Here is a 25,686-nt window from a genome sequence, read left to right as displayed (position 1 = left end):
CAGCTCGGTCGTCAAACAGCTAATCGTCAAACTCGGCTTCGATGCGGGCGCGGCGCTGGCGGCGTTTCTGCCGCCGGCGCTTCCAGTGCCGCGACACGTGCCAGCGCCAGATGAGCCGGATGCCGGCGTTGGCCAGCACGGCAAAAAATACCGCCGAGATCATCGAACCAAGAAACAGCGCCGGCAAAATGTCGTGCATCTGCTCGGCTATCCATCGGGTTGACAGGTGTACCGGCGCTTCGCGCACGGGCGCGTCCAGAAATAACGAGCCCAGACGATAGTTGGCGTAAAATATCAGCGGCATGGTCAGCGGGTTGGTAATCCACACCAGGCCCACCGCCAGCGCCAGGTTGCAGCGGCTAAGCCGCGCACCGATAGCGGCCACCACCATCTGGAACGGGATGGGCAGCAACGCGCAGAATATCCCCACGCTGAAGGCGTTGGCGACACTACGACGGGTTAAAAGCCAAAGCCTCGGGTCCGCAATCAGCGGCGCCATGAAACGCAGCGAGCGCTGACGTTTCAAGGTGTCGGGCTTGGGCATGTAGCGCTGCAGGAACCGGCGCGGCATGTTGATCACTCTGGCCTTGAAGGCTATCCATTATCCATGACTTGCCATTATCCATATAGTGGCTGGCTTCGGCTACGCGCTTATGATGCCACGGCACTCACCCAGGGAGAGGGTAGCAATGGTGGAGAATCAATGGGCAACGCTACGCGCGATGCGTATGCGCGTGGGAGTCGCATTCCCTTTGGCCGCAGCGGCGCTGTGGGGGGCGGGACTTGCCGCGTTGGGCGCAGGGGCTCAATATCCGCTGCTGTTCAGCGCCGTGCTGGCAGGCATCGTGCTGGTTGCCAGCCTCATTGGCGTGCGTTGGCTGGGGCTTGTGGGCGTGATGCTGTGGGCTTACGGCAGCGTTGGGCTGGAGCATACCAGCCGCTTGCCGGCAGGGCTTAGCGGCGTTGACCTGAGCGTTGAAGCACGCATTATCAGCGCGAGTGAAACCGCGGGCGTTACCCGCCTGATGCTGGACGTCAAACGCTGTCAGGCGCCGGCCGGGTTACCTGGCTGTGCGCGGCTGGGAAAGGTGCGGGTCAGTGCGTACCACAAGACGGCACTGCGTGCGGGAGAGCGCTGGCACATGACGCTGCGTCTGCGACCGCCGCGAGGCTTCAGCAATCCGCACAGTTTTGACTACGGCGCCTGGCTGTGGCGTGAAGGGATCCACGCCACGGGCTATGTGCGCCAAATCCCCGAACCTGAACGCCTGGCGCCTGCCGGCATTGCGCTGAAACGCCAGGCGCTTGCGTTTCTTGATCGCCACGTGGCGGATGACACCGCGCGGCGTTGGCTTGCCGCACTGACGCTGGGGGAAAGCGAGCAGCTGACTCAGGATGACTGGGCGCTGCTGAATGCCAGCGGTACCACGCATCTGGTCGTCATTTCCGGGCTTCATGTGGGGCTTGTGGCCTCGTTTGGCCTGCTGCTGGCGCGCACGGTGGCACGCTTTTCGACGCCGCAAAACTGGCGGCTGCGCGTCTGGCCGTGGTGGGCAGCGGCGGCCTGTGCCGTGGCCTATGCGGTGCTGGCGGGGCTATCACCACCGGCAACGCGGGCCATGGTGATGGCGCTGATCGGCCTCTGGGCATTAAGCGGGCGCCATGCTCCCGGCGCCTGGCAGGCATGGTGGCTGGCGTTGGCAGTTATCGTGATAAGCGATCCGCTGGCCGTCTGGCGGCCGGGCTTCTGGCTTTCCTTTCTGGCGGTGGCGTGGCTGATCGTGATTTGGCAGAGTCGGCGGCGCCCCGTGGGCGTGCGCGGCTGGCTGTGGGCGCTTGGCCGCTCGCAGCTGTTGCTGGCCCCGGTCATGGCGGGAGCCGTGGTGTTGGCGTTTGGGCGCGTTGCGCCGTTATCTCCGCTGGTCAACCTGCTGGCGGTGCCCTGGGTCAGCATGGTGTTGGTCCCCGGTGCGCTGCTTGGCTGGCTGCTGGCACCGTTACCGTATGCCAGCGAGTTTATCTGGTGGGGCTTTACCCAAGCGTTGGCGCCGTTGCATCAGCTGCTCACGCTGGCCGTGGGCGCCGCCCCGTTGTGGGAGCCTTCTCCCGGGCAGGCCGTATGGCTCGCCGGCGCGTTTGGGGTGTTGGCATTATGCTGGGGGCTGCCGGCGGTGCCGCGTGTGTTACGTGTGCTCAGCCTTGCGCTGGTGCCACTGGTGCTTTATGCCGCGCCGATGCCGGCCTGGCCTGAAGGCGCGCTACGCGTGCGAGTGTTTGATGTGGGGCAGGGGCAGCTGATTGAGCTGCGTACGCGCTATACGCGCACGCTCTATGATACCGGCCCGCGTTTTCGCTCGGGGTTTATGCCCATCGAAACCCTATGGCCGCCGGGGCGCCGCTTTGATCGGGTGATTGTCAGCCATTCGGACAGCGACCACGCCGGCGGGGTCAAGGCGCTGGTGCAAAAGCACCGAGTCAAACAGTGGCTGGCGCCTTTACAAGAAAGTGTCGTTGCCGGTCAGACGTCTTGCCATCGTGGCCAACGGTGGCAGCAGGATAGCATCGAGTTTGAGCACCTGTGGCCGCCACAAGGCCACAACAGCCTGTCACCCAACGACCGTTCCTGCGTGTTGCAGGTGGCGGCAGGCGAGCATCGATTATTGATCACGGGGGACGTCAGTGCCCGGGTTGAACGGCAGTTTCTGCGTGAGGCGGATACGCCGGTCAGCGTACTGGTGGCAGGGCATCACGGCAGTGGCACAAGTTCCGGCGTTCAGTTTGTGCGTACCGTTGCGCCGCGTCAGGTGATATTCAGCGCCGGGCGCGACAATCGTTTTCAGCATCCGGTTGAGACCGTTGTACGGCGCTTTCGCCGACAACAAAGCTGCCTCTGGAATACCGCACACGACGGGGCGCTAACGTTCTGGCTGGTGCCGGGTGAGGCCATTCGTATCCTGCCCGAGCGTGGCGGCCTGCGCGCTAAGCGGTGTTGATGCACGCCGGCTTCAGGTAGAATCGGGCGCATTATCTATTAGCGCCGGGAGTCCGCGTGATCGATTCAGGATTGGCCATCTATAAACGCCTGCTGGGCTATGTCAGGCCGCACTGGCGTGCCTTTATGCTCGCCGTGGTGGGGTTTTGCATTTATGCCGCCTCAAGCACGGCGCTGGCAGAACTAATGAAGCGTCTGATTGACGGTATTCAAAACCCCGATGCGGCGTTTCGGTTTTTTCTGCCGCTGTTTGTGGTGGTCATGTTTGCCGCCCGGGGGCTGGGCACTTTCCTGAGCACCTACTTCATGGCGTACGTGGGGCGCTACGTCATTCATACGCTGCGCTGTGATGTGTTTGCCCATATGTTGCACCTGCCCGGCGTGTTTTTTGATCACCATTCAAGCGGGCACCTGGTCTCGCGGGTAACCTACCACGTTGAGCAGGTAGCGGGCGCCGCGACTAAAGCGGTCACCATTCTGCTGCGTGAAGGTCTTTTTGTAGTCGGGCTGCTGGGCTACCTGTTCTGGACCAACTGGTTGTTAACGCTGCTATTTCTCGCGGTCACGCCGATTATTTCGCTGGTGGTCGGCTACGCCAGCAAGCGATTTCGGCGGATTTCCAAGCGTATTCAGCATTCCATGGGCGATGTTACCCACGTGGCCTCCGAGGCGCTGTCGGGGTATCGCGTAGTGCGTACCCACGGCGCCGAAGCCTACGAAAAGCAACGCTTTGAACGCGTCAGCGAAGAAAACCGCCGGCAGAGCATGAAGGAGGCGCTGACCAAAGCCATCACCTCGCCGATTATCCTGATGCTCGTGGCATTTTCCATGGCGGTGCTGGTGTGGCTGGCCATGGCGCCTGCGCTACTCAACAGCATGACCCCGGGGGAATTTGTCGCGTTCATTACCGCCGCGGCGCTGATGATCAAGCCGGTGCGTCAGCTCACGGAAATCAACAGCGAAATCCAGAAGGGCATTGCCGCGGCGACCGAGCTGTTCGGCTTGATGGACGAACCCACCGAAGACGACAGCGGCAAGCGCCCGCCGCAGCGGCTTAACGGCGATATCGTACTGCGCGACGTGCGCTTTCGCTACGCCCCGGATCAGCCCGATGTGCTCCACGGCATTAGCCTGGATATTGCCGTCGGCGAGCTTGTCGCCATTGTGGGGCGCTCGGGCAGCGGCAAATCCACGCTGGCAAGCCTGCTGCCGCGCTTTTATACCTGCACCGACGGGCGCATTACGATTGACGGCGTTGACGTGCGCGACTATCAGCTCGCCCCGCTGCGCCAGCAGATCGCGCTGGTGTCGCAGCAGGTCACGCTGTTTAACACCAGTATCGCCAGCAACATTGCCTACGGCGCCATTGAGCCCGATGAGGAGGCGATCGAGGCCGCCGCACGTGCGGCTTACGCCCACGAATTTATCGAAAAACTCCCTGACGGCTATCACACCAGGGTGGGTGATAACGGCGTTATGCTGTCGGGCGGGCAGCGTCAGCGGCTGGCCATTGCCCGGGCGATTTTCAAGGATGCGCCGATTCTGGTGCTTGACGAGGCCACCTCGTCGCTGGATACCGAGTCCGAGCGCTATATCCAAAAAGCCCTTGAGCACGTTTGTAAGGACCGCACGACGCTGGTGATTGCCCACCGCTTATCGACCATTGAGCGGGCCGACCGCATCGTGGTCATGGAGCAGGGGCAGATCATCGAACAGGGTACGCACCGCGAGTTGCTGGGTGCCGACGGCGCCTATGCGGCGCTGCACCGGCTGCAGTTTCAGGACGCAGCGTGAGCCTTGCCCAGCGCTGGGTGAGCGCGGCCTATCAGGGCAGCCTCTGGCTTTATCCGCTGCGCCCGCTGGCCGCCCTTTATCGCTACGTCATGGAACGCCGCCGGCGTGCGTATGCCAGCGGTAAAAAAGCGGCGTGGCGGGCGTCGGTGCCGGTTATTGTGGTGGGCAACATTACCCTGGGCGGTACGGGGAAATCGCCGCTGGTGGCCTGGCTGGTGCGTTGGCTAAGTGAGCAGGGCTATACGCCGGGCATTATTACCCGGGGTTACGGCGGCAAGGCCGCAAGTTACCCGCTGCGGGTGACGCCGAGCACGCCGGTCACGCAAAGCGGCGATGAGCCGCTGATGCTGGTGCAGCAAACCGGCGCGGCAGTAGTGGCCGACCCGCAGCGCGCCCGTGGCGTACAGGCGCTGGTGGCCGCCGGTTGCGACATCATTGTAAGCGATGACGGGCTGCAGCATCTGGCGCTTGCGCGCGACGTTGAACTGGCGGTGGTTGACGGTGTCCGTGGGCTGGGCAACGGCCAGTGCTTGCCGGCCGGCCCGCTGCGCGAGCCCCCAGAGCGGCTGGCCGACGTGGATGCGGTGCTGGTCAACGGTGAGCTTCGCGCCGCGCTGGAGGTGGAAACGCAGCCGATGCAGCTGGCGCCGCAATGCTGGCGAGCGCTGGCGACGGGGCAGGCGCATGCGTTAACCCCGCTGCCGTTTACGCTGCCAGTACGTGGCATCGCCGGGATTGGCCGTCCAGCACGTTTTTTTACCACGCTGGAAACGCTGGGCGTGCACGGCAGCTGGCACGGCTTCGCCGATCACCACCGCTTTACCGCCCGGGATCTGACCGTGCATGACGGGCAGGCGCTGGTGATGACCGCCAAGGACGCGGTGAAGTGTCAGGCTCTGGCGCCGCCCAACAGCTGGGTACTCGACGTAGAGGCGGTACTTCCCCCCGATTTTGAACGCTGGCTGGCCGCGCGGCTGTCAGCTCTTTCCTGCAGGAGACACGCTCATGGATAAACAACTGCTGGCGCTGCTGGTATGCCCGCTGTGCCAAGGCAAGCTTAAATACGTGCGTGAGGCCGGCGAGCTGCACTGCCTGTATGACGGCCTGGCGTATCCGATCACCGATGACATACCGGTCATGCTGCCTGAAGAGGCCCGCCCCTTGAGCGCCGACGAGAAGCTGCCGACGTCAGCGGGCCGCACGGGAGACGCCTGATATGGCAGGCTCCGAGTTTATTGCGGTGATCCCGGCGCGCTACGCCTCCTCGCGGCTGCCGGGCAAGCCGCTGTTGGCGATTGCCGGCGAGCCGATGATTGCCCATGTGTGGCGCAGTGCCTGCCAGAGCGCGGCCACGCGCGTGGTGGTGGCCACCGATGACGAACGTATTCGCGAGGCGTTGGCGCCCTACAATGCCGAGGTCGTCATGACGCGCGCCGAGCATGCCTCGGGAACCGACCGGCTGGCGGAAGTCGCCGCCGCGCTTGAGCTTGCCGATGATGCCCTGGTGGTCAATGTTCAGGGCGATGAGCCGCTGATCCCACCGGCGCTGATTGATCAGGTAGCAAGGCGCCTGGCCGACGATCCGGCGGCCTCGATGGCGACGCTGGCCGAGCCGATCACCGACGTCGAGTCTTTGTTCAACCCCAACGTGGTCAAGGTCGTACGGGCGTTTGACGGGCGTGCGCTGTACTTTTCCCGGGCGCCGGTGCCTTGGGATCGTGAGCACTTCACGGCGTCTCCGACGCTGTTGTCGACCGATGCCTGGCTGCGTCATATCGGGATTTATGCCTACCGTGCGGCATTTTTGTATGCCTACCGCGACTGGCCGCCGGCCGCGCTTGAGCAGCTGGAACAGCTTGAGCAGCTGCGTGCGCTGCAGCGCGGGCACGCCATTCAGGTAGCGCTTGCCTGCGCGGTCAATCCGCCCGGCGTGGATACGCTGGAAGATCTTGAGCGGGTACGCCAGAGCTTTGCATCCCGCCACGATAATACTGATTAGGGAGAAACCATGAAGGTGCTATTCGTCTGTCTGGGCAATATCTGCCGTTCGCCGAGCGCCGAAGGCGTGTTCCGCCGTGCGCTGGAGCAGGCGGGGCTTGAGCAGCGTATCACGGTGGATTCTTGCGGCATCGGTGACTGGCACGCGGGCAACCCGCCCGATGCCCGGGCGCAGGCTGCGGCCGAGCGCCGGGATATCAATATCAGCGGGCTTTCAGCGCGTCAGTTCAGCCGCGATGATTTTCAGGCGTTCGATTACATCCTGCCGATGGATTACGGCAACCTGCGCGATATTCGCGCCATGGCGCCTGCGGAACACGGCGCCCATGTCGAACTGTTCCTGGCCTTTGCGGGCACGCCCCAGGGCGAAGTGCCGGACCCTTACTACGGCGGCGAGCAGGGCTTTGAAGACGTGCTCGACATGATCGAAGCAGCGTCCCAGGGGCTGATTGAACATATTGAAGCCTCGCTGTAATGCCGTTGCCGGAGCCAACTCCGTGGCAGCGCTACTGTGACCTGACCGACCTCAATACGCTGCGCCTGCCCAGTCGGGCGCAGTTTTTTGCCGCTCCGACAACGTTGTCAGCGCTGCGTGGCTGCATTGCCCGGGCACGCCGCGAGGGGCGTCGCATTACGCTGCTGGGTGGCGGTAGTAACGTGCTGCTGCCGTCAACGCTTGGCGGTGTGGTCGTGCGTCCGGCGCTTGGCCAGTGGTGGCTGGAGCGTGACGGCAAGCGCACCCGCGCCTATGTCGGCTCCGGAGTTAACTGGCACGCGCTGGTCATGGCGTTGGCCGCGCGTGGCCTTTGGGGGAGTGAAAACCTGGCGCTGATTCCCGGTGACTGCGGGGCCGCACCGGTGCAGAATATCGGCGCCTACGGCGTTGAGCTGGCCGATGTGCTGGCGGGCGTTCAGGTGATGTCGCTGGCCGACGGCCAAACCCGCTGGCTGTCACGCCGTGAATGCCGTTTTGGCTACCGTGACAGCGTGTTCAAACACGAGCTTGCCGGAAAAGTCGCCATTACCCGCCTGGTGCTTGAGCTGAGCCGTGAGCCTCGGCCGGTGCTGGGTTACGGGGATCTTGCTGCGCGCACAGGTGACGCGCCCAGCGCCCTTGATGTGGCGCAAACGGTCAGCGCCATTCGTCGGGAGAAATTGCCGGACCCGCAGCGTTTGCCCAATGCCGGTAGCTTTTTTAAAAATCCGGTGATCGATGCGGCCGCCGCTCAGCGGCTGCTTGAAAAGCATCCGGATATGCCGCAATTTCCTCAGGCGAGCGGGGGCTGCAAGCTGGCCGCCGGCTGGCTGATTGACCGCTGCGGCCTGAAAGGGCAGCGCTTTGGTGCGTTTGGCGTGCATGAGCGTCAGGCGCTGGTGCTGGTGCACTTTGGCGGCGGTGATCGCGCCGGCCTCAAGCGCGCCGCTGATCAGGTGGCGGGGGCGGTCATGGAACGCTTTGGCGTGGCGCTGGAAGTGGAGCCGCGCACGATACAGGCCTGAACGATGTCAGGCCGATAGTGGAAAAACCAGCAGGCATAAAAAAAGCCCGGTACCGTTAAGGTGCCGGGCTTTTTGTTGCGCCTATGAGGCTAGGAGTCTGTCGGACTTTCCGCCGCACCGTGAGATACTAACCGCTGTCACCCCGAACTGAGAACATCGCCATGAACCGCTTTATCCCTGTGGACCGTCAGACCGATTACTTACTGCCGCCTTCGGTAGACGAGTGGTTGCCGGATGGCCACTTGGCGCGGTTCGTCGTCGATGTCGTCGAGCAACTGGACCTCTCAGCCCTGACTCGGCGTTACGCGGGCCGGGGCTCCAAGGCCCATCATCCCGCGGTACTGCTGAACCTGTTGGTCTACGGCTACGCTACCGGCGTGGTCTCCAGTCGCAAGATTGAGCGTGCCACCTATGACTCGGTGGCGTTTCGCTATTTGGCCGCCAACACCCACCCCGACCACGACACCCTGGCTACCTTTCGTCGGCGTTTTCTGCCGGAACTGGAGCAGCTGTTCGTTCAAGTTCTGCTGCTGGCCCGAGAAATGAAGCTACTCACGCTCGGCACCATCGCCTTGGACGGCACCAAACTCAACGCCAATGCCAGCAAGCACAAGGCATTGTCATATGGTCATGCCAAGAAACTGGAGGCGCAGTTCAAGGCTGAGGTGAAGGCGCTGACCCAGCGGGCTGCATCGGCGGACAAGGATGACGCGGCCGACGGCATGGATATTCCTGCCGAGATAGCCCGGCGTGAAGCACGCTTGGAAGCGATCGCCGTAGCGAAGACCAAGATCGAGGCTCGGGCCAAGGAGCGTGAGGCCGCTGAAAAAGCGGCCTACCAGGAAAAGGTGGCACGGCGTGATGCGCAGCGGAAGACGGGAAAGAAACCTCGCGGACGTGACCCTGAACCGCCAACAGGTGGCCCGCGTGACAAAGATCAGGTTAACCTTACTGATCCGCAGTCACGCATCATGCCGGTCACCGGCAAGGGCTTCGATCAATGCTATAACGCCCAGGCCGCAGTCGATACTGACAGCATGCTGGTGACTCATACCCATGTCACCCAAGCGACCAACGACAAACAGCAGGTCATGCCGCTACTGACGGCGTTGGCGAGACTCCCCGCACCGTTAGCAAAACCAGACCACTTACTGGCCGATACCGGCTACTTTAGTGCTGCCAATGTTCAAGCCTGCCACGACCACCGTATCAAGCCTCTGATAGCAATGAAGCGCGATGTCCACCATCCCCCGGTCCTTGAGCGCTTTGCCGCTGATCCGCCTACTCCAGCGAGCAAGGAGCCTGTTGAGCAAATGGCACACCACTTGAAGACACAGGCGGGGCGAGCGCTTTACGCGTTGCGCAAACATACCGTGGAACCGGTCTTCGGGATCATTAAACACGTGATGGGGTTCCGGCAGGTCTCGCTACGAGGGCTGGAGAATGTCAGCGGTGAGTGGCGGCTGGTCACCATGGCATGGAACATTAAACGGATGCACCGGTTGGCAGCGGGCTGAGGCGCGTAGCGCTCAGCCGGTAACGACGGATAATCACCTCGCAGAGTAGAAGCCGAGGGGCAGGTTAAGGGTCATATACCATCACCAACATAAGGGATGGTTGAAAGACCTACGTCTCAATGCCTTTATCAACATCAAGTCCGACAGACTGCTAGTCGGCGCTATTTTCCTGCTGCTGGCGTCGACGTTGTTCACGCGGGTCGTTATGCGCCCGCCGGCGGCGGCGCGACTGTGAAGCCGTTTCCTGTTGCGCTTCAGCCGTTTCCGGTGCTGCCGGTACGTCCGACTGCTCCGGTTGGGGTTCAGTCGCTTCCGGTTCCTTGGCCTTCTCCGGCTGTTCTGCTTTCGGCGCTTCGGGCGCCGGCGCGGCGTCAGCCTTGGGTGGCTGTTCTACCGGCTCGGGCTTGGGCTCAGGCGCTTCCGCTTTAACCGGGGCTTCCGGCTTGGGCGCAGGCGCTTTGGGCTCTTCGGCCTTTTGCGGCTGCTCTGCCTTGGGTTCCGGCGTCGGCGCAGTCTCGGCCTTCTGCGGCTTTTCTGCCGGTTCGGGCTGGGGCGTTTCCACTTTAGCCGGTGTTTCCACGGCCGGCGCTTCCGGCTGTTCTACCTTCGGCGCGGCGTCAGCCTTGGGCGGCTGCTCGACCGGCTCAGGCGCTTCCGGCTTGGGCTCGGGTGCTTCCGCTTTGACCGGTGCTTCCGGCTTGGGCTCGACCTCAGCCTTTTGCGGTTGTTCTACCGGCTCGGGCTTGGGCTCGGGCGCTTGCGGCTGCTCTGCCTGTTGCGGCTGGCTTTCGGCTTTTTCAGCGTCGGCCTGCAGCTTGAGCTGCTCGGTTTCGGCCTGAGGGTTCAGCGCCTGCTTACGCGTACGCTGGCGCGGGTTATTGCGCGTGCGCTTGGGCGTGCTGTCTACCGCGGCTGCCGGGGCGCTGTCGTTTGCTTTTCCGGTATCTTGCTCGTCGCGATCTTGCTTGCCGGCCTGCTGATCCGTATTTTTCTTCGGTGCAGCGGGTTTGTCGGCCGGCTTGTCCGCGTGTGGCGGGCCGGTTTTTTCCGGGCTTTGCTGAGCAGGTGTCGCGTTATCCTGCGCCCTGTTGGCTTCCTGAGGATGACGACGACGATTGCGGCTACGGCTTGGGCCGGTGCGCTGTTCGTCAACGTTGGGACGCTGCTTGTCGTCACTCTTGTTCTCGTCAGCCTTGTCGCCATTTCCTGAGCGCTTGTCGGCGTTGTCTGAACGGGACGTATTGCGCTGGGGTTTGGGCGCATCCTTGCCGGTATCTTCAGCCTTGGCCGGGCGGGATTTTTCCGGGCTGGTTTTGGCCGAATTGGCTTTCGCCGTGTCGGTTTTCGCGCTATCGGTAGAAGCGGCAGTCCTGTTGGAACCATTTCTGGAGCGATTGTTGGACGCGTTACCCGAGCTACGACGTTCGGTTGCCGGCTTGCGCCTGGCCGCCGCTGAGCGTGACGGGCGCTCGGCGGACTTGGGCGTTTCCTGCGCCTGCGCGGGCTGTTGTTCCTGGGCAGACTCCTCGGCGCCAAGGAACTTGGCAAAGCCGCGAATGAAGCGGCCAACGACGCTGGGTGACTCGTCAGGCGTTTCGCCGCGCACCTTGGGAGCGCTCTCGCTGTCACTGCGCAGCGAAGCGGGCGCCGGAGCGTTGTGAGCGACGCTTTTTACCGCAGCTTCGTCGCGCTGGGCGGGCGGGGTAAAGGTTGGATCGGGCTCTTTGCCGACATCGGTGGCCGCCGACATTTCAAAGCTGGATACCGTCTGCACTTCGCCGTCGTCGAGATGGTCGTCGCGCAGACGCTGTACGTCATAGTGCGGCGTGTCCATTTCCGGGCTTGGCAGCAGTACTACGCGGACGTCCTGACGCGCTTCGATAGCGGCCAGCACGCTGCGCTTTTCGTTGAGCAGGTAGGTGGCAACCGGTACGGGCAGGATCGCGCGGATCTGTGCGCTGCGCTCCTTCATGGCCTCTTCTTCGATCAGGCGCATGATCGACAGCGACATCGAGCGTACGTCGCGGATGGTGCCCTGGCCGTTACAGCGAGGGCAGACTACGCCGCTGGTTTCGCCAAGCGAAGGGCGCAGGCGCTGGCGCGACATTTCCATCAGGCCAAAGCGTGAAATGCGCCCGATTTGCACCCGTGCGCGGTCGATCTTGAGTGCGTCGCGGGTGCGGTTTTCCACTTCGCGCTGATTGCGCGCGGGGCCCATGTCGATAAAGTCGATGACCACCAGGCCGCCAATATCGCGCAGGCGCAGCTGGCGGGCGATCTCGTCGGCGGCTTCGCTGTTGGTCTGCAGCGCGGTTTCTTCGATGTCGCTGCCGCGGGTCGCGCGCGCCGAGTTGATGTCGATGGAGACCAGCGCTTCGGTGTGGTCGATCACGATGGAGCCGCCGGAGGGCAGCTTGACTTCGCGTTCGTAGGCGGTCTCGATTTGTGATTCGATCTGGAAGCGCGAGAACAGCGGCACTTCGTCAGCGTAGAGTTTGATCTTCTGCTGATACGACGGCATGACTTGACGGATGAAGCTGAGTGCTTCGGCGTGGATCTCGGGGCTATCGATCAGCACCTCGCCGATATCCTGACGCAGGTAATCGCGCATGGCGCGGATGATGACGTTGGATTCGCGGTAGATCAAAAACGGTGCCGAACGCTTGCCGGCTTCGTCCGTCACCGATTCCCACACCTGGGCCAGGTAGTCCAGATCCCACTGCAGCTCTTCGGGCGTGCGGCCGATACCCGCGGTACGCACGATCAGCCCCATCTTGTTGGGTATGGTCAGCTGGCCCATGGCTTCCTTGAGCTGGCTGCGCTCTTCGCCCTCAATGCGCCGTGAAATACCGCCGGCGCGGGGGTTGTTGGGCATCAGTACCAGAAAGCGGCCGGCCAGGCTGATAAAGGTGGTTAGCGCCGCGCCTTTATTGCCGCGCTCTTCCTTGTCGACCTGAACGATGACTTCCTGGCCTTCCTTGAGCACTTCTTTAATGCTGGGGCGGCCACTAACTTCCTTGAGGAAGTAGTCGCGCGACACTTCTTTCAGCGGCAAAAAGCCGTGGCGCTCGGCGCCGAAGTCGACAAAAGCGGCTTCCAGAGAGGGCTCGACGCGGGTGATTTTGCCGCGATAGATGTTGGCTTTTTTCTGCTCGCGCGCGCCGGATTCAATATCCAGATCGTAAAGGCGCTGACCATCGACAAGGGCGACGCGCAGCTCTTCGGGCTGGGTCGCATTGATGAGCATCCGTTTCATGTTGTCTCGCATGGCGTTGCGTGCCGGTGATCCGCTAACGGTGGCGGAAGTAAATCGCTTTGCTGCGTGCTTGTGCCCAGCGCATGAGGTTTCTGGCGCAGCCGTACTGGCGCCGGCCCCGGATTACAATGTGGCAATCCGGGCGCGAAACGCGCTGGGTCCGTGGCGGAGGCAGAACGTGTTTCGGTGGCTGTCACGACCATCCGGCTCTGCTGGCACCGCCAACACCTGCTAGCATTCATCGATTTACCAACGCCGGCCACCGGCACAACGTTGAACTTTTCCGCTCGCCGCAAGCGCGTTTTGTGACGTGAAAGCGCGGTGGCGACGAGCGTGGCGTTTGTCTTTATCGTTGCCCGTGGATAAAACCGGGCGACGCTAGTGGCAATCTGCCGCCTAGCGTTTGTCTGTGTCTTGCGTGTTTCAGCTGGCGACGGCATGGCCGGCGTCAGCGGTCCTGCATATTGTTACTGGTGTCTGTGGCCATGCATACATGGCCGCTCTCACCTTGCTCTGGCCTGCGTGTCGGACGGGCAGGCGCATGGGCCGCAAACAAGCGTTCAGCGTAAGTAGTCGCTTCCTTTGTGTGACGCACGTCTTGCGATGTGGCACTTATCAATCGTGCGAAGAGGTGTGACACATAAAAGCGTGGAGACGCTTGGAGGGCGAGCATTTCGGAATATAACAGTAAAGCTACCTACCAGCAATTGACGCATTGTCAAAGCGTCTGGGATAGAATGGCGGCTTTCAGCACAGTAGGGAGTAAACGGCCATGGCCGAAGGGCGTGAAGTGCAGTGGGTCGAAATCGCCCCGGAGCAGGCAGGGCAGCGCATCGACAATTTTTTGCTGACGCGATTGAAGGGCGCGCCGCGCGCGCTGATTTATCGCATCGTGCGTAAAGGCGAAGTGCGGGTAAACAAAAAACGCATCAAGGTCACCTATCGTATACAGGCCGGAGACATGGTGCGCGTGCCGCCGCTGCGGTTGGCGCCCAAAGAAGCGGTCAAGGAAGTCAGCGACAACCTGCGCGACGTGCTGCTGGGCAGCGTGCTGCGCGAAAATGCCGACTGGATGGTGTTGAACAAGCCCTCGGGGCTGGCGGTGCACGGCGGTAGCGGCGTCAAGATCGGCCTGATCGAGGCGCTGCGCCAGGTGCGTGATGACGTCAGCTTTCTGGAGCTGGTGCACCGTCTGGACCGCGATACGTCGGGCTGTTTACTACTGGCCAAATCCCGCGAGGCGCTGTTGGCGCTCAATCAGTCGCTCAAGCAGCACGCCATGGAAAAGCGCTATCTGGCGCTGGTCAGCGGACGTTGGCCGGCGCGCAAGACCTTCGTCAGCGCACGGTTAGACCGCTATGACGCGGGCAACGGCGAGCGCCGCGTGCGGGTCGACGCCGCCGGCAAGGTGGCGCGTACCCGCTTTGCCGTGGAAGAAACCTTTGAACGCGCCACGCTGATCGAGGCCGAGCCGGTGACCGGTCGCACCCACCAGATTCGCGTGCATGCGACCCATGCGGGGCATCCGCTGCTGGGTGATGACAAGTACTCCAGCCGCGAAAGTGCGGCGCTTTCCCGGCGACTCGGCGTGAGCCGGCTGTTTCTGCATGCGCGCTCGCTAAGCTTTCCCGAGCCGGGCAGCGGACGCATGATCACGGTCAAGGCGCCGCTTCCCGAAGCGCTGCAAGCCGCGCTGACCAGCGCCCGCCGATAGGAACCCTCTGCCAGGACACCACGATGCAGTTTGAACTGATGATTTTTGATTGGGACGGCACCCTGATGGATTCGGTGCCGCGCATTGTTTCCAGCATGCAGGCCGCGGCCCGCGATGCCGAGTGGGGCGAGCTGGCCCCGGCCGCAGTAGAAAACATCATCGGGCTGGGGCTACCTGAAGCGGTGGCGATGCTCTGCCCGGGGATTTCGTCGGCGCAGTCGGCGCGGCTGCGCGAGCGCTATGCGCACCATTTTGTGCATGCCGATACCACGCCGATGGCGTTTTTTGCCGGCGTCGAGGCGCGTCTGGCACGCTTGCGTCAGCGCGAATCGCTCAAACTGGCGGTGGCCACGGGCAAGACCCGGCGCGGACTGGATCGCATTTTTGCCGATACCCAAAGCGGCAGCTGGTTCGATGCCAGCCGCACCGCAGATGAAACTCGCTCCAAGCCGCATCCGCAAATGCTCAGCGAGCTGCTGGCTGACTTTAATGTGCCGGCCAGCCGTGCGGTGATGGTCGGAGACACCGAGTATGACCTGGAAATGGCGCGGGCGCTGGGTATGCCACGCGTCGGAGTCAGCTACGGCGTGCACGATGTGACAAGGCTTGCCGCCTGTGAGCCGCTGTATATTGCCGATGGCGTAGCCGGACTGTTTGACTGGCTGGATGCCGCAGCGCCTGTCTCACGGCCGGCTGTGCGAGCGTTATAAGGAGATAACATGAGCGAAGATCAATCCGGGCAGGCGCCCCGCGACCCCTGGACACAAAACGATACGGCGGCCACTGATTCGTCATCCGCCAAGGACGATGCGGATACGCTGCGTGAACGCCAGCGGTTGATGCAGATGGAAATGATGGATCGCTGGATTGGCGGCGTACTCACCGAGCAGCGCCGCAGTCGGCGTTGGAAGCTGTTTTTCCGCTTTGTGCTGGTCGCACTATTGCTGGCTTCGGTGTCGCTCAGCCTTTACAGCCTGTTTGGCGACAAGCCGGCGACCGCCGTGGGCGCGCAGCCGCATCTGGGCGTGGTTGAGGTGAGCGGCGTCATTGCCAGCGACGCACCGGCCAATGCCGAGCGCATTATCCGCGGCTTGAACAGCGCCTGGCAGGCGGATAACGCCAAAGCCGTTGTTTTGCATATCAACAGCCCCGGCGGCAGCCCCGTGCAGTCGCAGCGTGTGTATGCCGAAATCATGCGTCTGCGCGAGGCGGGCGATAAGCCGATTATTGCCGTGATTGAAGATATCGGTGCCAGCGGTGCCTACTATATTGCCGCCGCAGCGGATGACATTGTGGCCTCGCCGGCGAGCCTGGTGGGGTCCATCGGCGTCATTTATTCAGGTTTTGGCTTTGATCAGGCTATCGATAAGCTGGGCGTTGAGCGCCGGGTAATGACCGCCGGCGAAAACAAGGCGTTTCTTGACCCCTTCCAGCCGCTGAACGAAGACACCGAAGTCTTTTGGCAGACGGTATTGAACACCACCCATCAGCAATTTATCGCCGACGTCAAAGCCGGTCGTGGTGAGCGTCTGTCTGACGATCCGAAGCTGTTTTCAGGGTTGGTGTGGAGCGGCGAGCAGGCCCTCGACATGGGGCTGATCGACCGCCTGGCCAATATTGAGGAACTCTCACGTGAGTATACGGGGACCGTACGCTGGCAGGACTATACGCCGGCCTTAAGCCCGTTGGATCGCCTGACGCGTCGTTTTACGCAAACGGCCGCCGAGGTGCTGGGGCTTTCCACATCGCCCTCGCCGCTACGCTTTGAATCGGGCCGATAAAACAGTACCGATAAACAGTACCGAGGCATAAAGATGGCCGGTCGGGCGGCAAGAATTGCGACGGGGCTTTGACACCGGCGGGGGGAGTGCCTATCATTGCGCGCCTATGTTGACCTCACAAATCCCCAGCCGGGTGGAGCCTTACAAGCTTGCCGCCCGCCGCGAACAACTCGAAGGCCTGGTAGCACTGAACGGCCTCAAGCGCCTTGCCGATGAAGCAGGTGCCCAGGCGGGTGACTGTCGCGTAACACTCGATTTCGGTATTGATGCTCAGGGTCGCCACGAAATTCGTGGTTCGCTCGAGGCAGATCTCATGCTTGGCTGCCGGCGCTGCCTGGAATCCATGGCAATGCCGGTAGAAAGCGAATTTTTGCTGGGCATGGTGACCGACGGGGCGTTGGCCAGCGAGCTGCCGGCGAGTCACGAGCCGGTGTTGGTGAAAAACGAGCAGCTGGACCTTTTGACGGTGATTGAGGATGAGTTGATCCTGAGTCTGCCCCAAGTGGTCTACCACGACGAAGCTGACTGCCTTGTCTCGGCGCAGCAGCTGGTCAGCAAGGATGATGACGGCCCGACAGACGCATCAGCGCCTGCCGATAACCCTTTTGCGGTGCTTCGCACCCTGAAAGGCAAAAAATAAGCACTTTTACTTTATAACCCCTGGAGTAATGACCCATGGCAGTTCAGAAGAACCGTAAAACCCGTTCCACTCGCGGCATGCGTCGTAGCCACGATTCGCTGAGCGCGCCGACGCTTTCCCAAGACAAGGAAACCGGCACGACTCACCTGCGTCACCACGTTGCCCCGGACGGTTTTTACCGTGGCCGCAAGGTTGTCGAGGTTTAAAAGCCTTAAGCGTTTTACGCGGTTAAACGGCTCGGCGACGCGTGCGTATAGCGATTGATGTCATGGGGGGCGATCACGGCTCCCGCGCCATCATTCACGGTGCCGCCCGGGCAGTGCAGGACAATCCCGCGCTGACCCTTGAGCTGTTTGGCCCACGCCAGCACGTTATGGCTGAGCTTTCGCGCTTGCCGCAGCCCCTGGCTGCGGCAGCGTCGCGTTTGGTCCCCCGTGATGCGGCTGATGCTGTCCCTCAGGAGGCGACCGCTGCCTGGGCACTGCGTCATGGGCAAGGCAGCAGCATGGCGCTGATGCTTGATGCTCTGAGCCATACTCATTCCGGTATTGATGCCGCCGTCAGCGCCGGCAATACGGCGGCGCTGGTGGCGCTTTCACGCCGTGCTCTGGGAATGCTTCCGGGGATCAGTCGTCCGGCCATCAGCACGGCGATCCCGGCGCGTAAGCAGCGCCAATGCTATTTGCTTGATCTGGGTGCCAATGTGGATTCGCCGGCGCAACGCCTGGTGGATTTTGCAGTAATGGGGTCGGCAATGGCGCAGTGCGTGGATGGTATCGAGAAGCCTCGCGTCGCCCTGTTGAACGTGGGTGCCGAGGCGACCAAAGGCAGTGCCAGTGTGCGCGAGGCCGACGTCATTTTGTGTCGCTATGCGGCACAGGGCGTGTTTGATTATCGCGGCTATGCGGAAGGCGGCGATTTGTACAGCGGCTGCGTGGACGTGATGGTCTGCGACGGTTTCGTCGGCAATGCGGTGCTAAAGTCCAGTGAGGGGCTTGCCAGCATGCTGGTCGAGCGCGTTCAGGCGGCCTTTGAATCGCGTCTAAGCGGGCGGCTGGCAAGTCTTCTGGCGCGGCCCGTGCTGAAACGATTAAAGCGCGAGCTTGACCCCGTGCGTTATAACGGCGCAAGCCTGCTAGGGCTTTCGCGTATCGTGGTGAAAAGTCACGGCGGCGCCCATGCGGAAGGGTTTTACTACGCTATATTACGTGCGATGCAGGAAGTAGAGCACAATCTTCCCGAGCGCCTGGCCGAGCGTTGGCGAGCAGCGCCATAGCGGTCAGCGATTAACGCAGGCGCCTATCGCTCAAACGAGCAAATGCCAAGAAAAGCCAACAAGAGCAAAGGTGAACGACATGTCTCAACCCCTTGCCCTCATGTTTCCCGGGCAAGGCTCTCAGCAGCCGGGAATGCTGCGGGAGCTGGCCGAACGCTACAGCGTGGTGGGTACCACTTTTGAAGAAGCGTCGGAAGCTTTGGGCTATGACCTTTGGAAGGTCGTTCAGGAAGGCCCGGAAGCATCGCTTAACGCTACGGCGTGCACGCAGCCCGCGCTGCTGGCGTCAAGCGTAGCCGTCTGGCGCGTCTGGCAGGAGCTTGAAGGGCCGCGGCCCGGCGTTATGGCGGGGCACAGCCTGGGTGAGTATAGCGCCATGGTATGTGCCGGCGTGATCGGTTTTGCCGAAGGCATTCGCCTGGTGCGCCTGCGCGGCGAAGCCATGCAGAAAGCCGTGCCTCAGGGCGAGGGTGGCATGGCCGCGATTCTGGGGCTGGAAGACGCCGCGGTAGAAGCGGCCTGTGCAAAAGCGGCTCAGGGCGATGTGGTCTCGGCGGTTAACTACAACGCCCCGGGACAGGTGGTGATTGCCGGCGCCCGGGATGCGGTGGATCGCGCCATTGCCGCCTGTCAGGAAGCTGGCGCCAAGCGGGCGCTGGCGCTGCCGGTGTCGGTACCGTCGCACTGTGAGCTGATGCGTCCGGCCGCCGAACGCCTGTCGGAAGCCATGGCCGACATCAAGCTGCGTACGCCGCGCTACACCGTCATTCAGAACGTGGATGCCAAGGCCCACGCGGATGCCGACACGCTGCGCACGCGTCTGATCGAACAGCTGTATCAGCCGGTACGCTGGAGCGACTGCGTGCTGGCGATGCAGGAACAAGGCGCCAACGTATTTGTTGAATGCGGTCCGGGCAAGGTGCTCACCGGGCTTAACAAGCGTATTGTGCGTGGCAGCAAGGGGCTTGCGGTGAATGATCCCGATAGCCTCGACGCCGCGCTGGAGCTGGCGCGAGCAGAGGTTGCCAGTGAGGCATGAGGGCTTCAACGGTCTGGCGTTTGCGGGCCGCGTGTTACCATCAGTAAAGGCATAGCGCAATGACACAGGAAGATACGACACAGCCGCGTCGAGTGGCGTTGGTAACCGGTGCTTCTCGGGGTATTGGCCGAGCGGTGGCTCATGAGCTGGGTCGCCAGGGCCGTATCGTCGTGGGCACTGCGACCAGCGAGTCAGGGGCCGAAAAAATTGATGCCGATCTCAAGAGCCAGGGCATTGAAGGCGCGGGAATGTGCCTCAACGTTACCGAGCAAGCCAGTATTGACGGCGTGCTCAAGGCCATCGGCGAACGCTTTGGCGCGCCGACGATTCTGGTCAATAACGCCGGTATTACCCGCGACAACCTGCTGATGCGCATGAAAGAAGATCAGTGGGACGACGTCATGGATACCAACTTGAAGTCTGTCTACCGGGTGAGCAAGGCCTGCCTGCGGGGGATGACCAAAGCGCGTTTCGGACGGATCGTCTCGATCAGCTCAGTGGTGGCGACCATGGGTAATGCGGGGCAAAGCAACTACGCCGCGGCCAAAGCCGGCATGGAAGGGTTTAGCCGTGCGCTGGCGCGTGAAGTTGCCTCGCGTGCGATTACCGTCAACGCCGTGGCGCCCGGCTTTATTGCCACCGACATGACCGAAGCGCTGCCCGAGGCGCAAAAAGAAGCGCTGCTGGCCCAGATACCGCTGACGCGCCTGGGTGAGCCTGATGAAATTGCGGCGGCCGTGGGCTTTTTGACCAGCGACGCTGCCGGCTATATCACTGGCGAAACGCTGCACGTTAATGGCGGCATGAATATGCGTTGATGACCTTTGAACTGGCGGTTGCGTCAGCCCAAGGGCGTCTATAAACTACCCGCAGCTTTTGGCATGCGGTTTCTAAATAGCCGGCAGTAAGGCGGCTAACGAGAATGACTGGAGTACGTTAATGAGCACTATTGAAGAGCGCGTAAAGAAGGTTGTGGCCGAGCGTCTGAATGTTAAAGAAGAAGACATCCAGAGCAGTTCTTCTTTTACCGAAGATCTGGGTGCTGATTCGCTTGACACCGTTGAGCTGGTCATGGCGCTGGAAGAGGAATTTGATACCGAAATTCCCGACGAAGAAGCCGAGAAGATCACCACGGTTAAAGAAGCTGTCGACTACGTAAACGCCCACCAGTAAGGGCTACGTCGCAGCAACAAAGCGGGGCGGTGTAATCGCCCACATAAAAAGCCGTCCTGTCATGGGCGGCTTTTTGTTTGGCAGCCTGAATACCGTTCCGGTGAATATGACGAATAAATGTCGTTATACTGTGCATCTTGATACCTGCAATGCAGAATCTGCAGCCAATGCCCCAAGCGGGTTGCGTCACCAAGGATGCCTGGAGGAAAGCTGATGGCACGAAAAAGGGTAGTGGTAACCGGGTTAGGCCTGGTGACCCCGGTCGGGAATACCGTCGATCAATCATGGGCCAGCATTGTCGCCGGTAAAAGCGGCATCGCCCCACTTGAGCACTTTGACACCAGCGGCTTTAACACGCGCTTTGGTGGGTCGATAAAAGATTTTGATATTTCGGCTTATCTGAATCCCAAAGATGCGCGCAAGATGGATCTGTTCATCCAGTATGGTATGGCGGCCGGCGCCCAGGCCGTGGCAGATTCGGGCATTGAATGCCGTGATGACAACGCCGAGCGCATCGGCGTGGCGATTGGGTCGGGCATTGGCGGCCTGCCGATGATCGAGCACAACCACAAGGCGCTGGAAAAAAGCGGGCCGCGACGTATCTCGCCGTTTTTTGTGCCCGGCTCCATCATCAACATGATTTCCGGCAACATGGCGATTCAGCACGGCTTCAAAGGCCCCAATATCGCCATTACCACCGCCTGCACGACCGGCACACACAACATCGGCTACAGCGCGCGCACCATTGCCTACGGCGATGCTGACGTGATGGTCTGCGGCGGCGCCGAAATGGCCACCACGCCGCTGGGTCTGGGCGGCTTTTCGGCAGCGCGTGCGCTGTCCACCCGCAACGACGATCCCGAAGCGGCAAGCCGCCCGTGGGATGCCGACCGCGATGGCTTTGTGCTGTCTGACGGCGCCGGCGTGCTGGTGCTTGAAGAGTACGAACATGCCAGGGCGCGTGGTGCCAACATCTATGCCGAGCTTGGCGGTTTTGGCATGAGCGATGATGCGTTCCACATGACGTCACCGCCCGAAGACGGCAGCGGTGCGGCGCAGTCGATGCGCAACGCCATCAAGGATGCAGACCTTGCCCCCGCTGATGTGGATTACATCAACGCCCACGGCACCTCGACGGCCGCCGGTGATCTGGCCGAAAGCCGTGCGATTGAACGTGTAATGGGCGAGGCGTCCGCCAACGTGGCAGTCAGCTCGACCAAGTCCATGATCGGCCACTTGCTGGGAGCTGCCGGTGCGGTTGAAGCAGTATTCAGCGTGCTGGCGATTCGTGATCAGGTCGCACCGCCGACGATCAACCTGGATAACCCCCAGGAAGGTTGCCGGCTCGACTACGTGCCGCACACGGCGCGCGATATGCGTATTGACGTGGCGCTGTCCAACTCCTTCGGTTTTGGCGGTACCAACGGCTCCTTGCTGTTTAAAAAGATCTGAATGACGTCAGCGGATCAGGTGCCGTTTGATGATCGCGGTCTGGCCTATGGTGACGGCGTGTTCGAGACGGTGCTGCTGCGCGACGGCGTGCCTTTACTGTGGCCCTATCACCGCGCACGGCTGCTGCGTGGCTGCCGGGTGTTAGGGCTCGAGCCGCCCGATGATGCAGCCCTTGCCGCCACCTGGCAGGCACCGGCCAGCGGGCTTGAAGTGCTCAAGATTATCCTCACCCGGGGCAGCGGCGGGCGCGGTTACGCGCTGCCTGAAAGTCCCGCACCGCGCCTGCTGAGTCGGCGCACGCCCTTTGCGCCGGCTGCCTCGCGCTGGCAGGGGGTTGATGTCTGTCTGTGTACGCTGCGCCTGGCGCGCCAGCCGGCGTTGGCGGGCATCAAACACCTGAACCGGTTGGAAAACGTGCTGGCGCGACAGGAATGGCAGCGCGCGGATATCGCCGAAGGCCTGCTGGCCGATAGCGACGGAAATCTCGTCGAAGCCACGGCCATGAACGTATTCTGGCTGGCGGACGGCGTGTTCCGAACGCCGCCGCTGGATGCCTGCGGCGTGGCCGGTACGCTGCGCGCAGCACTGCTTGAGCAGGGCGTGGTGGGTGAGGCGCCATTAAGCGTTGAGACACTGCTGGACAGCGAGCTGATCGAGCAGCTGTTTGTGGGCAACTCGGTACAGGGCGTGTGGCCGGTCAATACGCTGACAACGCCTGACGGCGAGCCGCTGCGCCGGTTTTCACCGACCTCCGCGTCGCCACTTCAGGCCGCCGCGCATCGCCTGCTGGGCTATGTGCCTTTATCCGGGCCGTCTTTATCGGGAGAGAAACGCTAGTGAAACGCATCATCACCGCGCTGATTGTACTGATCATGCTGGGCCTTGCCGGCGCTGCAGGCGGCTATGCCTACTGGAAAAGCCGCCTGGCCGAGCCGCTGGCGCTTACCGAGCCACTGCTGTATCAGGTGCCTGCAGGCGCCGGGTTCAATCAGGTCGTGGCAGACCTGGGGCGGCGCGGCGTCATTGCCGACCCCTGGGCGCTGCGCGTGTTGGCCCGAGTGGCGCCGGATCAGGTGCCGGCGCTGCGCGTCGGCGAGTACCGGCTCACGCCGGACATGAACAGTCGCGACATGATGGCGCTGCTGGCCAGTAACGAGGTGGTGACCTACTCGCTGACCGTGCCCGAAGGCTGGACCTTTGCCCAGATGCGCGGGCTTCTGGATAGCGCCAAAAAGCTCGAGCACCTTACCGCCGACATGAGCAATGCCGAGGTCATGGCGCTGCTTGACGCCGACCAAGACCATCCCGAAGGCTGGTTTTTCCCCGATACCTACCAGTACCATCTGGGCATGAGCGACGCGGATATTCTGCGCCAGTCGCACCAGCGCATGGAGAAGATGCTGGAGGCCGCGTGGGCCGATCGCGCGGACGGGCTGACGTTCGACACGCCCTATGAGGCGCTGATTATGGCCTCGCTGATCGAACGCGAGACCGGCGCACCCGACGAGCGTCGCGAGATTGCCGGCGTATTCAAGCGTCGTATGAAACGCGGCATGCGTCTGCAGACCGACCCCACCGTCATCTACGGGATGGGTAGCCGCTACGACGGCAATATTACTCACGCTGACCTGAAAGAAAAAACCCCTTATAACACTTACGTGATCGACGGGTTGCCGCCCACGCCGATTGCCCTGCCGGGAAGCGCAGCGCTTGAGGCTGCGGTGAACCCGCTGCCGGGCAATACGCTGTATTTTGTCGCCCGAGGCGATGGCTCGCATCACTTTTCGCGCAGCCTGCGCGAACACAATAATGCGGTAAACCGCTTTATTCGCGGTAACGATTAACCCTTACATTCACCTGACACACGGCGGCGAGGCTCTTATGATCCAGCGCGGGCGCTTGATTACCCTGGAAGGCGGGGAAGGAGTGGGCAAATCCTCCAACGTGGCGTTTGTGACCGCCTGGCTTGAAGCCCGGGGCTTAGAGGTAGTGAGCACTCGGGAGCCGGGCGGCACGCCGCGCGCCGAGGCGATTCGCGCGCTGCTGCTGGATCCCGCCCCCGCTGAGCCGTTGAGCGTGGACGCCGAATTGTTGCTGATGTTTGCCGCCCGGGCCCAGCACCTGGCGGAGAAGATTCTGCCGGCGCTGGCGCGCGGCGCCTGGGTGGTGTGTGACCGCTTTACCGATGCTACCTACGCCTATCAGGGCGGCGGGCGTGGCCTTGACGCTGAGCGCATCGCGATTCTGGAGCGCTTCGTGCAAAAAGGCATGACGCCGGATTTGACCCTGCTGCTGGATATGCCCGTGGAAGCCGCGTCGCGTCGCGTCAGCTCAAGGCTTGATGACCTGGGCGGCGAGCGCGACCGCTTCGAGCGCGAGCAGCGCGGCTTTTTTACCGCCGTGCGCGACGGCTACCTGACGCGCGCTGCCGCCGAGCCCGAGCGCTTTGCCCTGATTGACGCGGCGCAATCGCTCAGTGCGGTGCAGGCTCAGCTGGAAATCACGCTTGATCAGCGGACGGCCTTATGGCGCTAACACCATCGCCGCGCTTATCGCCCCCTACGCCGTTGCCCTGGCACAGCGAGCTCTGGGATCAGCTTTGGCGCCTTGAGCAGAGCGGTCGGTTTCCTCACGCGCTGCTGTTCAGTGGCCCCCACGGCGTTGGCAAGCAGAAGCTGGCCGAGGCGCTGGTGGCGCGTACCCTGTGCGCCGAAAACAGCGCGATGGCCTGCGGTGAGTGCCACAGCTGCCGAATGCTGGCGGCGGGGTATCATCCCGATTTGCTGCGTATTTCGCCGGAAGAAGGCAAGCGGCAAATTCGTATCGACCCGGTGCGCGAGGTCAATCGTTTTGTCAGCCAGACGGCCCAGCAAAGCGGCTATCGCGTGATCGTCATTTCACCGGCTGAAGCGATGAACGTGGCGGCCAGCAATGCGCTGTTGAAAAGCCTGGAAGAGCCGGGCACACAGACGCTATTTTTGCTGTTGTCCGACGTACCTTCACGCTTACTGCCGACGATTCGTTCGCGCTGCCAGCAGTGGTCGCTGCCCTCCGTGGCCTTTGCCGACTGCCGCGGCTGGCTGGTGGAAGCGCTGCAGGGCGAAGATGAAGCGCGCTTCTGGTGGCAGGTAGCTGGCGGGCTACCGCTGCTGGCGCTTGAGCTTGCCGCCCCCGAACAACGCGCGCTGCGCCAGCAGCTGCACGACTGTTTTGAGCAGCTGGTGCGCGGCGCCGAGCCGGTCTCTGAAGCGGCGCGGCTTGACCGCCAAGCGGTAGATGCCATCCTGTGGTACGGTATCGCCTGGCTGGAAGACCTGATTGGCTTTGGCCTTGCCGGTGACGGCCGTACGCTCAAAAATCCCGACCTGGTGCCGCTTTATCGTCAGGCGGTCAAAAATGCCCGCGTACAGGATTGGTTCCGGCTTTTGGACTACGCGCGCGAGCAGCGTCGCCTGCTTGCCGTAGGCGCCAACCCCAATCCGCAGCTGGTGCTGGAAGCCTGGCTGGTGCGCTGGTCGGCGCTGTTGCGCTCTTGAAGGGAGAACCACTGTGAG

24 protein-coding genes are annotated in these 25,686 nt (G+C 62.3%); 22 read left to right on the top strand and 2 right to left on the bottom strand.

What is annotated here, in order from left to right; genetic code table 11:
* Positions 1–19: 19 nt before the first annotated feature.
* On the bottom strand, positions 20–571 hold the full coding sequence (locus tag B5495_RS02875) for a DUF2062 domain-containing protein (protein WP_079551157.1): 552 nt from the start codon (positions 569–571) through the stop codon (positions 20–22).
* A 118-nt stretch (positions 572–689) separates the two neighbouring features.
* On the opposite strand from B5495_RS02875, the gene B5495_RS02870 reads away from it, so the two are divergent.
* The 8 genes from B5495_RS02870 (at position 690) to B5495_RS02835 (ending at position 9,801) form a co-directional block, all read left to right on the top strand.
* Positions 690–2,993, top strand: a complete 2,304-nt coding sequence (locus B5495_RS02870) for a DNA internalization-related competence protein ComEC/Rec2 (protein ID WP_231897216.1) — start codon at positions 690–692, stop codon at positions 2,991–2,993.
* Between the two features lie 56 nt (positions 2,994–3,049).
* Complete coding sequence (gene msbA, locus B5495_RS02865) at positions 3,050–4,786, top strand: lipid A export permease/ATP-binding protein MsbA (RefSeq protein ID WP_079551155.1); 1,737 nt, start codon at positions 3,050–3,052, stop codon at positions 4,784–4,786.
* Positions 4,783–5,799, top strand: a complete 1,017-nt coding sequence (gene lpxK / locus B5495_RS02860) for a tetraacyldisaccharide 4'-kinase (RefSeq protein WP_079551153.1) — start codon at positions 4,783–4,785, stop codon at positions 5,797–5,799. Before msbA ends, lpxK begins: the two co-directional genes overlap by 4 nt.
* Complete coding sequence (locus B5495_RS02855; RefSeq protein WP_079551151.1) at positions 5,792–6,001, top strand: Trm112 family protein; 210 nt, start codon at positions 5,792–5,794, stop codon at positions 5,999–6,001. Before lpxK ends, B5495_RS02855 begins: the two co-directional genes overlap by 8 nt.
* Before the next feature lies 1 nt (position 6,002).
* On the top strand, positions 6,003–6,785 hold the full coding sequence (gene kdsB, locus B5495_RS02850; protein ID WP_079551149.1) for a 3-deoxy-manno-octulosonate cytidylyltransferase: 783 nt from the start codon (positions 6,003–6,005) through the stop codon (positions 6,783–6,785).
* 9 nt (positions 6,786–6,794) lie between these two features.
* Entirely contained in the window at positions 6,795–7,259 is a 465-nt protein-coding gene (locus B5495_RS02845; protein WP_079551147.1) for a low molecular weight protein-tyrosine-phosphatase, read from the top strand.
* Positions 7,259–8,284, top strand: a complete 1,026-nt coding sequence (gene murB, locus B5495_RS02840) for a UDP-N-acetylmuramate dehydrogenase (RefSeq protein WP_079551145.1) — start codon at positions 7,259–7,261, stop codon at positions 8,282–8,284. Before B5495_RS02845 ends, murB begins: the two co-directional genes overlap by 1 nt.
* A gap of 161 nt (positions 8,285–8,445) precedes the next feature.
* Entirely contained in the window at positions 8,446–9,801 is a 1,356-nt protein-coding gene (locus B5495_RS02835; RefSeq protein WP_079551143.1) for an IS1182 family transposase, read from the top strand.
* Between the two features lie 151 nt (positions 9,802–9,952).
* Here B5495_RS02835 and rne read toward each other — a convergent pair whose 3' ends face one another.
* Positions 9,953–13,057 (bottom strand): ribonuclease E, encoded by a 3,105-nt coding sequence (rne, locus tag B5495_RS02830; RefSeq protein ID WP_079551141.1) that lies wholly within the window; start codon positions 13,055–13,057, stop codon positions 9,953–9,955.
* 772 nt (positions 13,058–13,829) lie between these two features.
* Between rne and B5495_RS02825 the strand changes: the two genes are divergently transcribed.
* From B5495_RS02825 to B5495_RS02760, 14 genes are all read left to right on the top strand, one after another.
* Positions 13,830–14,771 (top strand): RluA family pseudouridine synthase, encoded by a 942-nt coding sequence (locus B5495_RS02825; RefSeq protein ID WP_079551140.1) that lies wholly within the window; start codon positions 13,830–13,832, stop codon positions 14,769–14,771.
* A gap of 23 nt (positions 14,772–14,794) precedes the next feature.
* Positions 14,795–15,481, top strand: coding sequence for an HAD family hydrolase (locus B5495_RS02820; RefSeq protein ID WP_079551138.1), 687 nt, complete (start codon positions 14,795–14,797; stop codon positions 15,479–15,481).
* 9 nt (positions 15,482–15,490) lie between these two features.
* Entirely contained in the window at positions 15,491–16,552 is a 1,062-nt protein-coding gene (sppA, locus tag B5495_RS02815) for a signal peptide peptidase SppA (protein ID WP_079551136.1), read from the top strand.
* 106 nt (positions 16,553–16,658) lie between these two features.
* Positions 16,659–17,192 (top strand): YceD family protein, encoded by a 534-nt coding sequence (locus B5495_RS02810; RefSeq protein ID WP_079551134.1) that lies wholly within the window; start codon positions 16,659–16,661, stop codon positions 17,190–17,192.
* Positions 17,193–17,227: 35 nt separating this feature from the next.
* Positions 17,228–17,398 carry a 50S ribosomal protein L32 gene (gene rpmF / locus B5495_RS02805; protein ID WP_079551133.1) on the top strand — a complete coding sequence of 57 codons (171 nt, stop codon included), beginning with the start codon at positions 17,228–17,230 and terminating at the stop codon, positions 17,396–17,398.
* A 41-nt stretch (positions 17,399–17,439) separates the two neighbouring features.
* Complete coding sequence (plsX, locus tag B5495_RS02800) at positions 17,440–18,468, top strand: phosphate acyltransferase PlsX (RefSeq protein ID WP_079551131.1); 1,029 nt, start codon at positions 17,440–17,442, stop codon at positions 18,466–18,468.
* Positions 18,469–18,547: 79 nt separating this feature from the next.
* Positions 18,548–19,507, top strand: a complete 960-nt coding sequence (gene fabD, locus B5495_RS02795; RefSeq protein WP_079551129.1) for an ACP S-malonyltransferase — start codon at positions 18,548–18,550, stop codon at positions 19,505–19,507.
* Positions 19,508–19,566: 59 nt separating this feature from the next.
* Positions 19,567–20,325: a 3-oxoacyl-ACP reductase FabG gene (fabG, locus tag B5495_RS02790; RefSeq protein WP_079551127.1), complete on the top strand. Its 759-nt coding sequence runs from the start codon at positions 19,567–19,569 to the stop codon at positions 20,323–20,325.
* 121 nt (positions 20,326–20,446) lie between these two features.
* A complete protein-coding gene (gene acpP / locus B5495_RS02785) occupies positions 20,447–20,680 on the top strand; it encodes an acyl carrier protein (RefSeq protein WP_079551125.1) in 234 nt (77 codons plus the stop codon).
* Between the two features lie 213 nt (positions 20,681–20,893).
* On the top strand, positions 20,894–22,132 hold the full coding sequence (fabF, locus tag B5495_RS02780) for a beta-ketoacyl-ACP synthase II (RefSeq protein ID WP_079551124.1): 1,239 nt from the start codon (positions 20,894–20,896) through the stop codon (positions 22,130–22,132).
* On the top strand, positions 22,133–22,969 hold the full coding sequence (gene pabC, locus B5495_RS02775) for an aminodeoxychorismate lyase (RefSeq protein WP_079551122.1): 837 nt from the start codon (positions 22,133–22,135) through the stop codon (positions 22,967–22,969). It begins immediately after the preceding gene.
* On the top strand, positions 22,969–23,976 hold the full coding sequence (gene mltG, locus B5495_RS02770) for an endolytic transglycosylase MltG (protein WP_079551121.1): 1,008 nt from the start codon (positions 22,969–22,971) through the stop codon (positions 23,974–23,976). The genes pabC and mltG overlap by 1 nt, the downstream gene beginning before the upstream one ends.
* Before the next feature lie 37 nt (positions 23,977–24,013).
* The gene (tmk, locus tag B5495_RS02765; RefSeq protein ID WP_079551119.1) at positions 24,014–24,667 is read left to right on the top strand and encodes a dTMP kinase; all 654 of its coding nucleotides are present in this window, start codon (positions 24,014–24,016) and stop codon (positions 24,665–24,667) included.
* Positions 24,658–25,668 carry a DNA polymerase III subunit delta' gene (locus B5495_RS02760; RefSeq protein ID WP_079551117.1) on the top strand — a complete coding sequence of 337 codons (1,011 nt, stop codon included), beginning with the start codon at positions 24,658–24,660 and terminating at the stop codon, positions 25,666–25,668. Before tmk ends, B5495_RS02760 begins: the two co-directional genes overlap by 10 nt.
* Positions 25,669–25,686: the final 18 nt, after the last annotated feature.

Source organism: Vreelandella subglaciescola, assembly GCF_900142895.1.
GTDB classification, from domain to species: Bacteria; Pseudomonadota; Gammaproteobacteria; order Pseudomonadales; family Halomonadaceae; genus Vreelandella; species Vreelandella subglaciescola.
The sequence above is the reverse complement of the archived record's forward strand: the minus strand, read 5'-3'. Positions and strand labels throughout refer to the sequence as shown.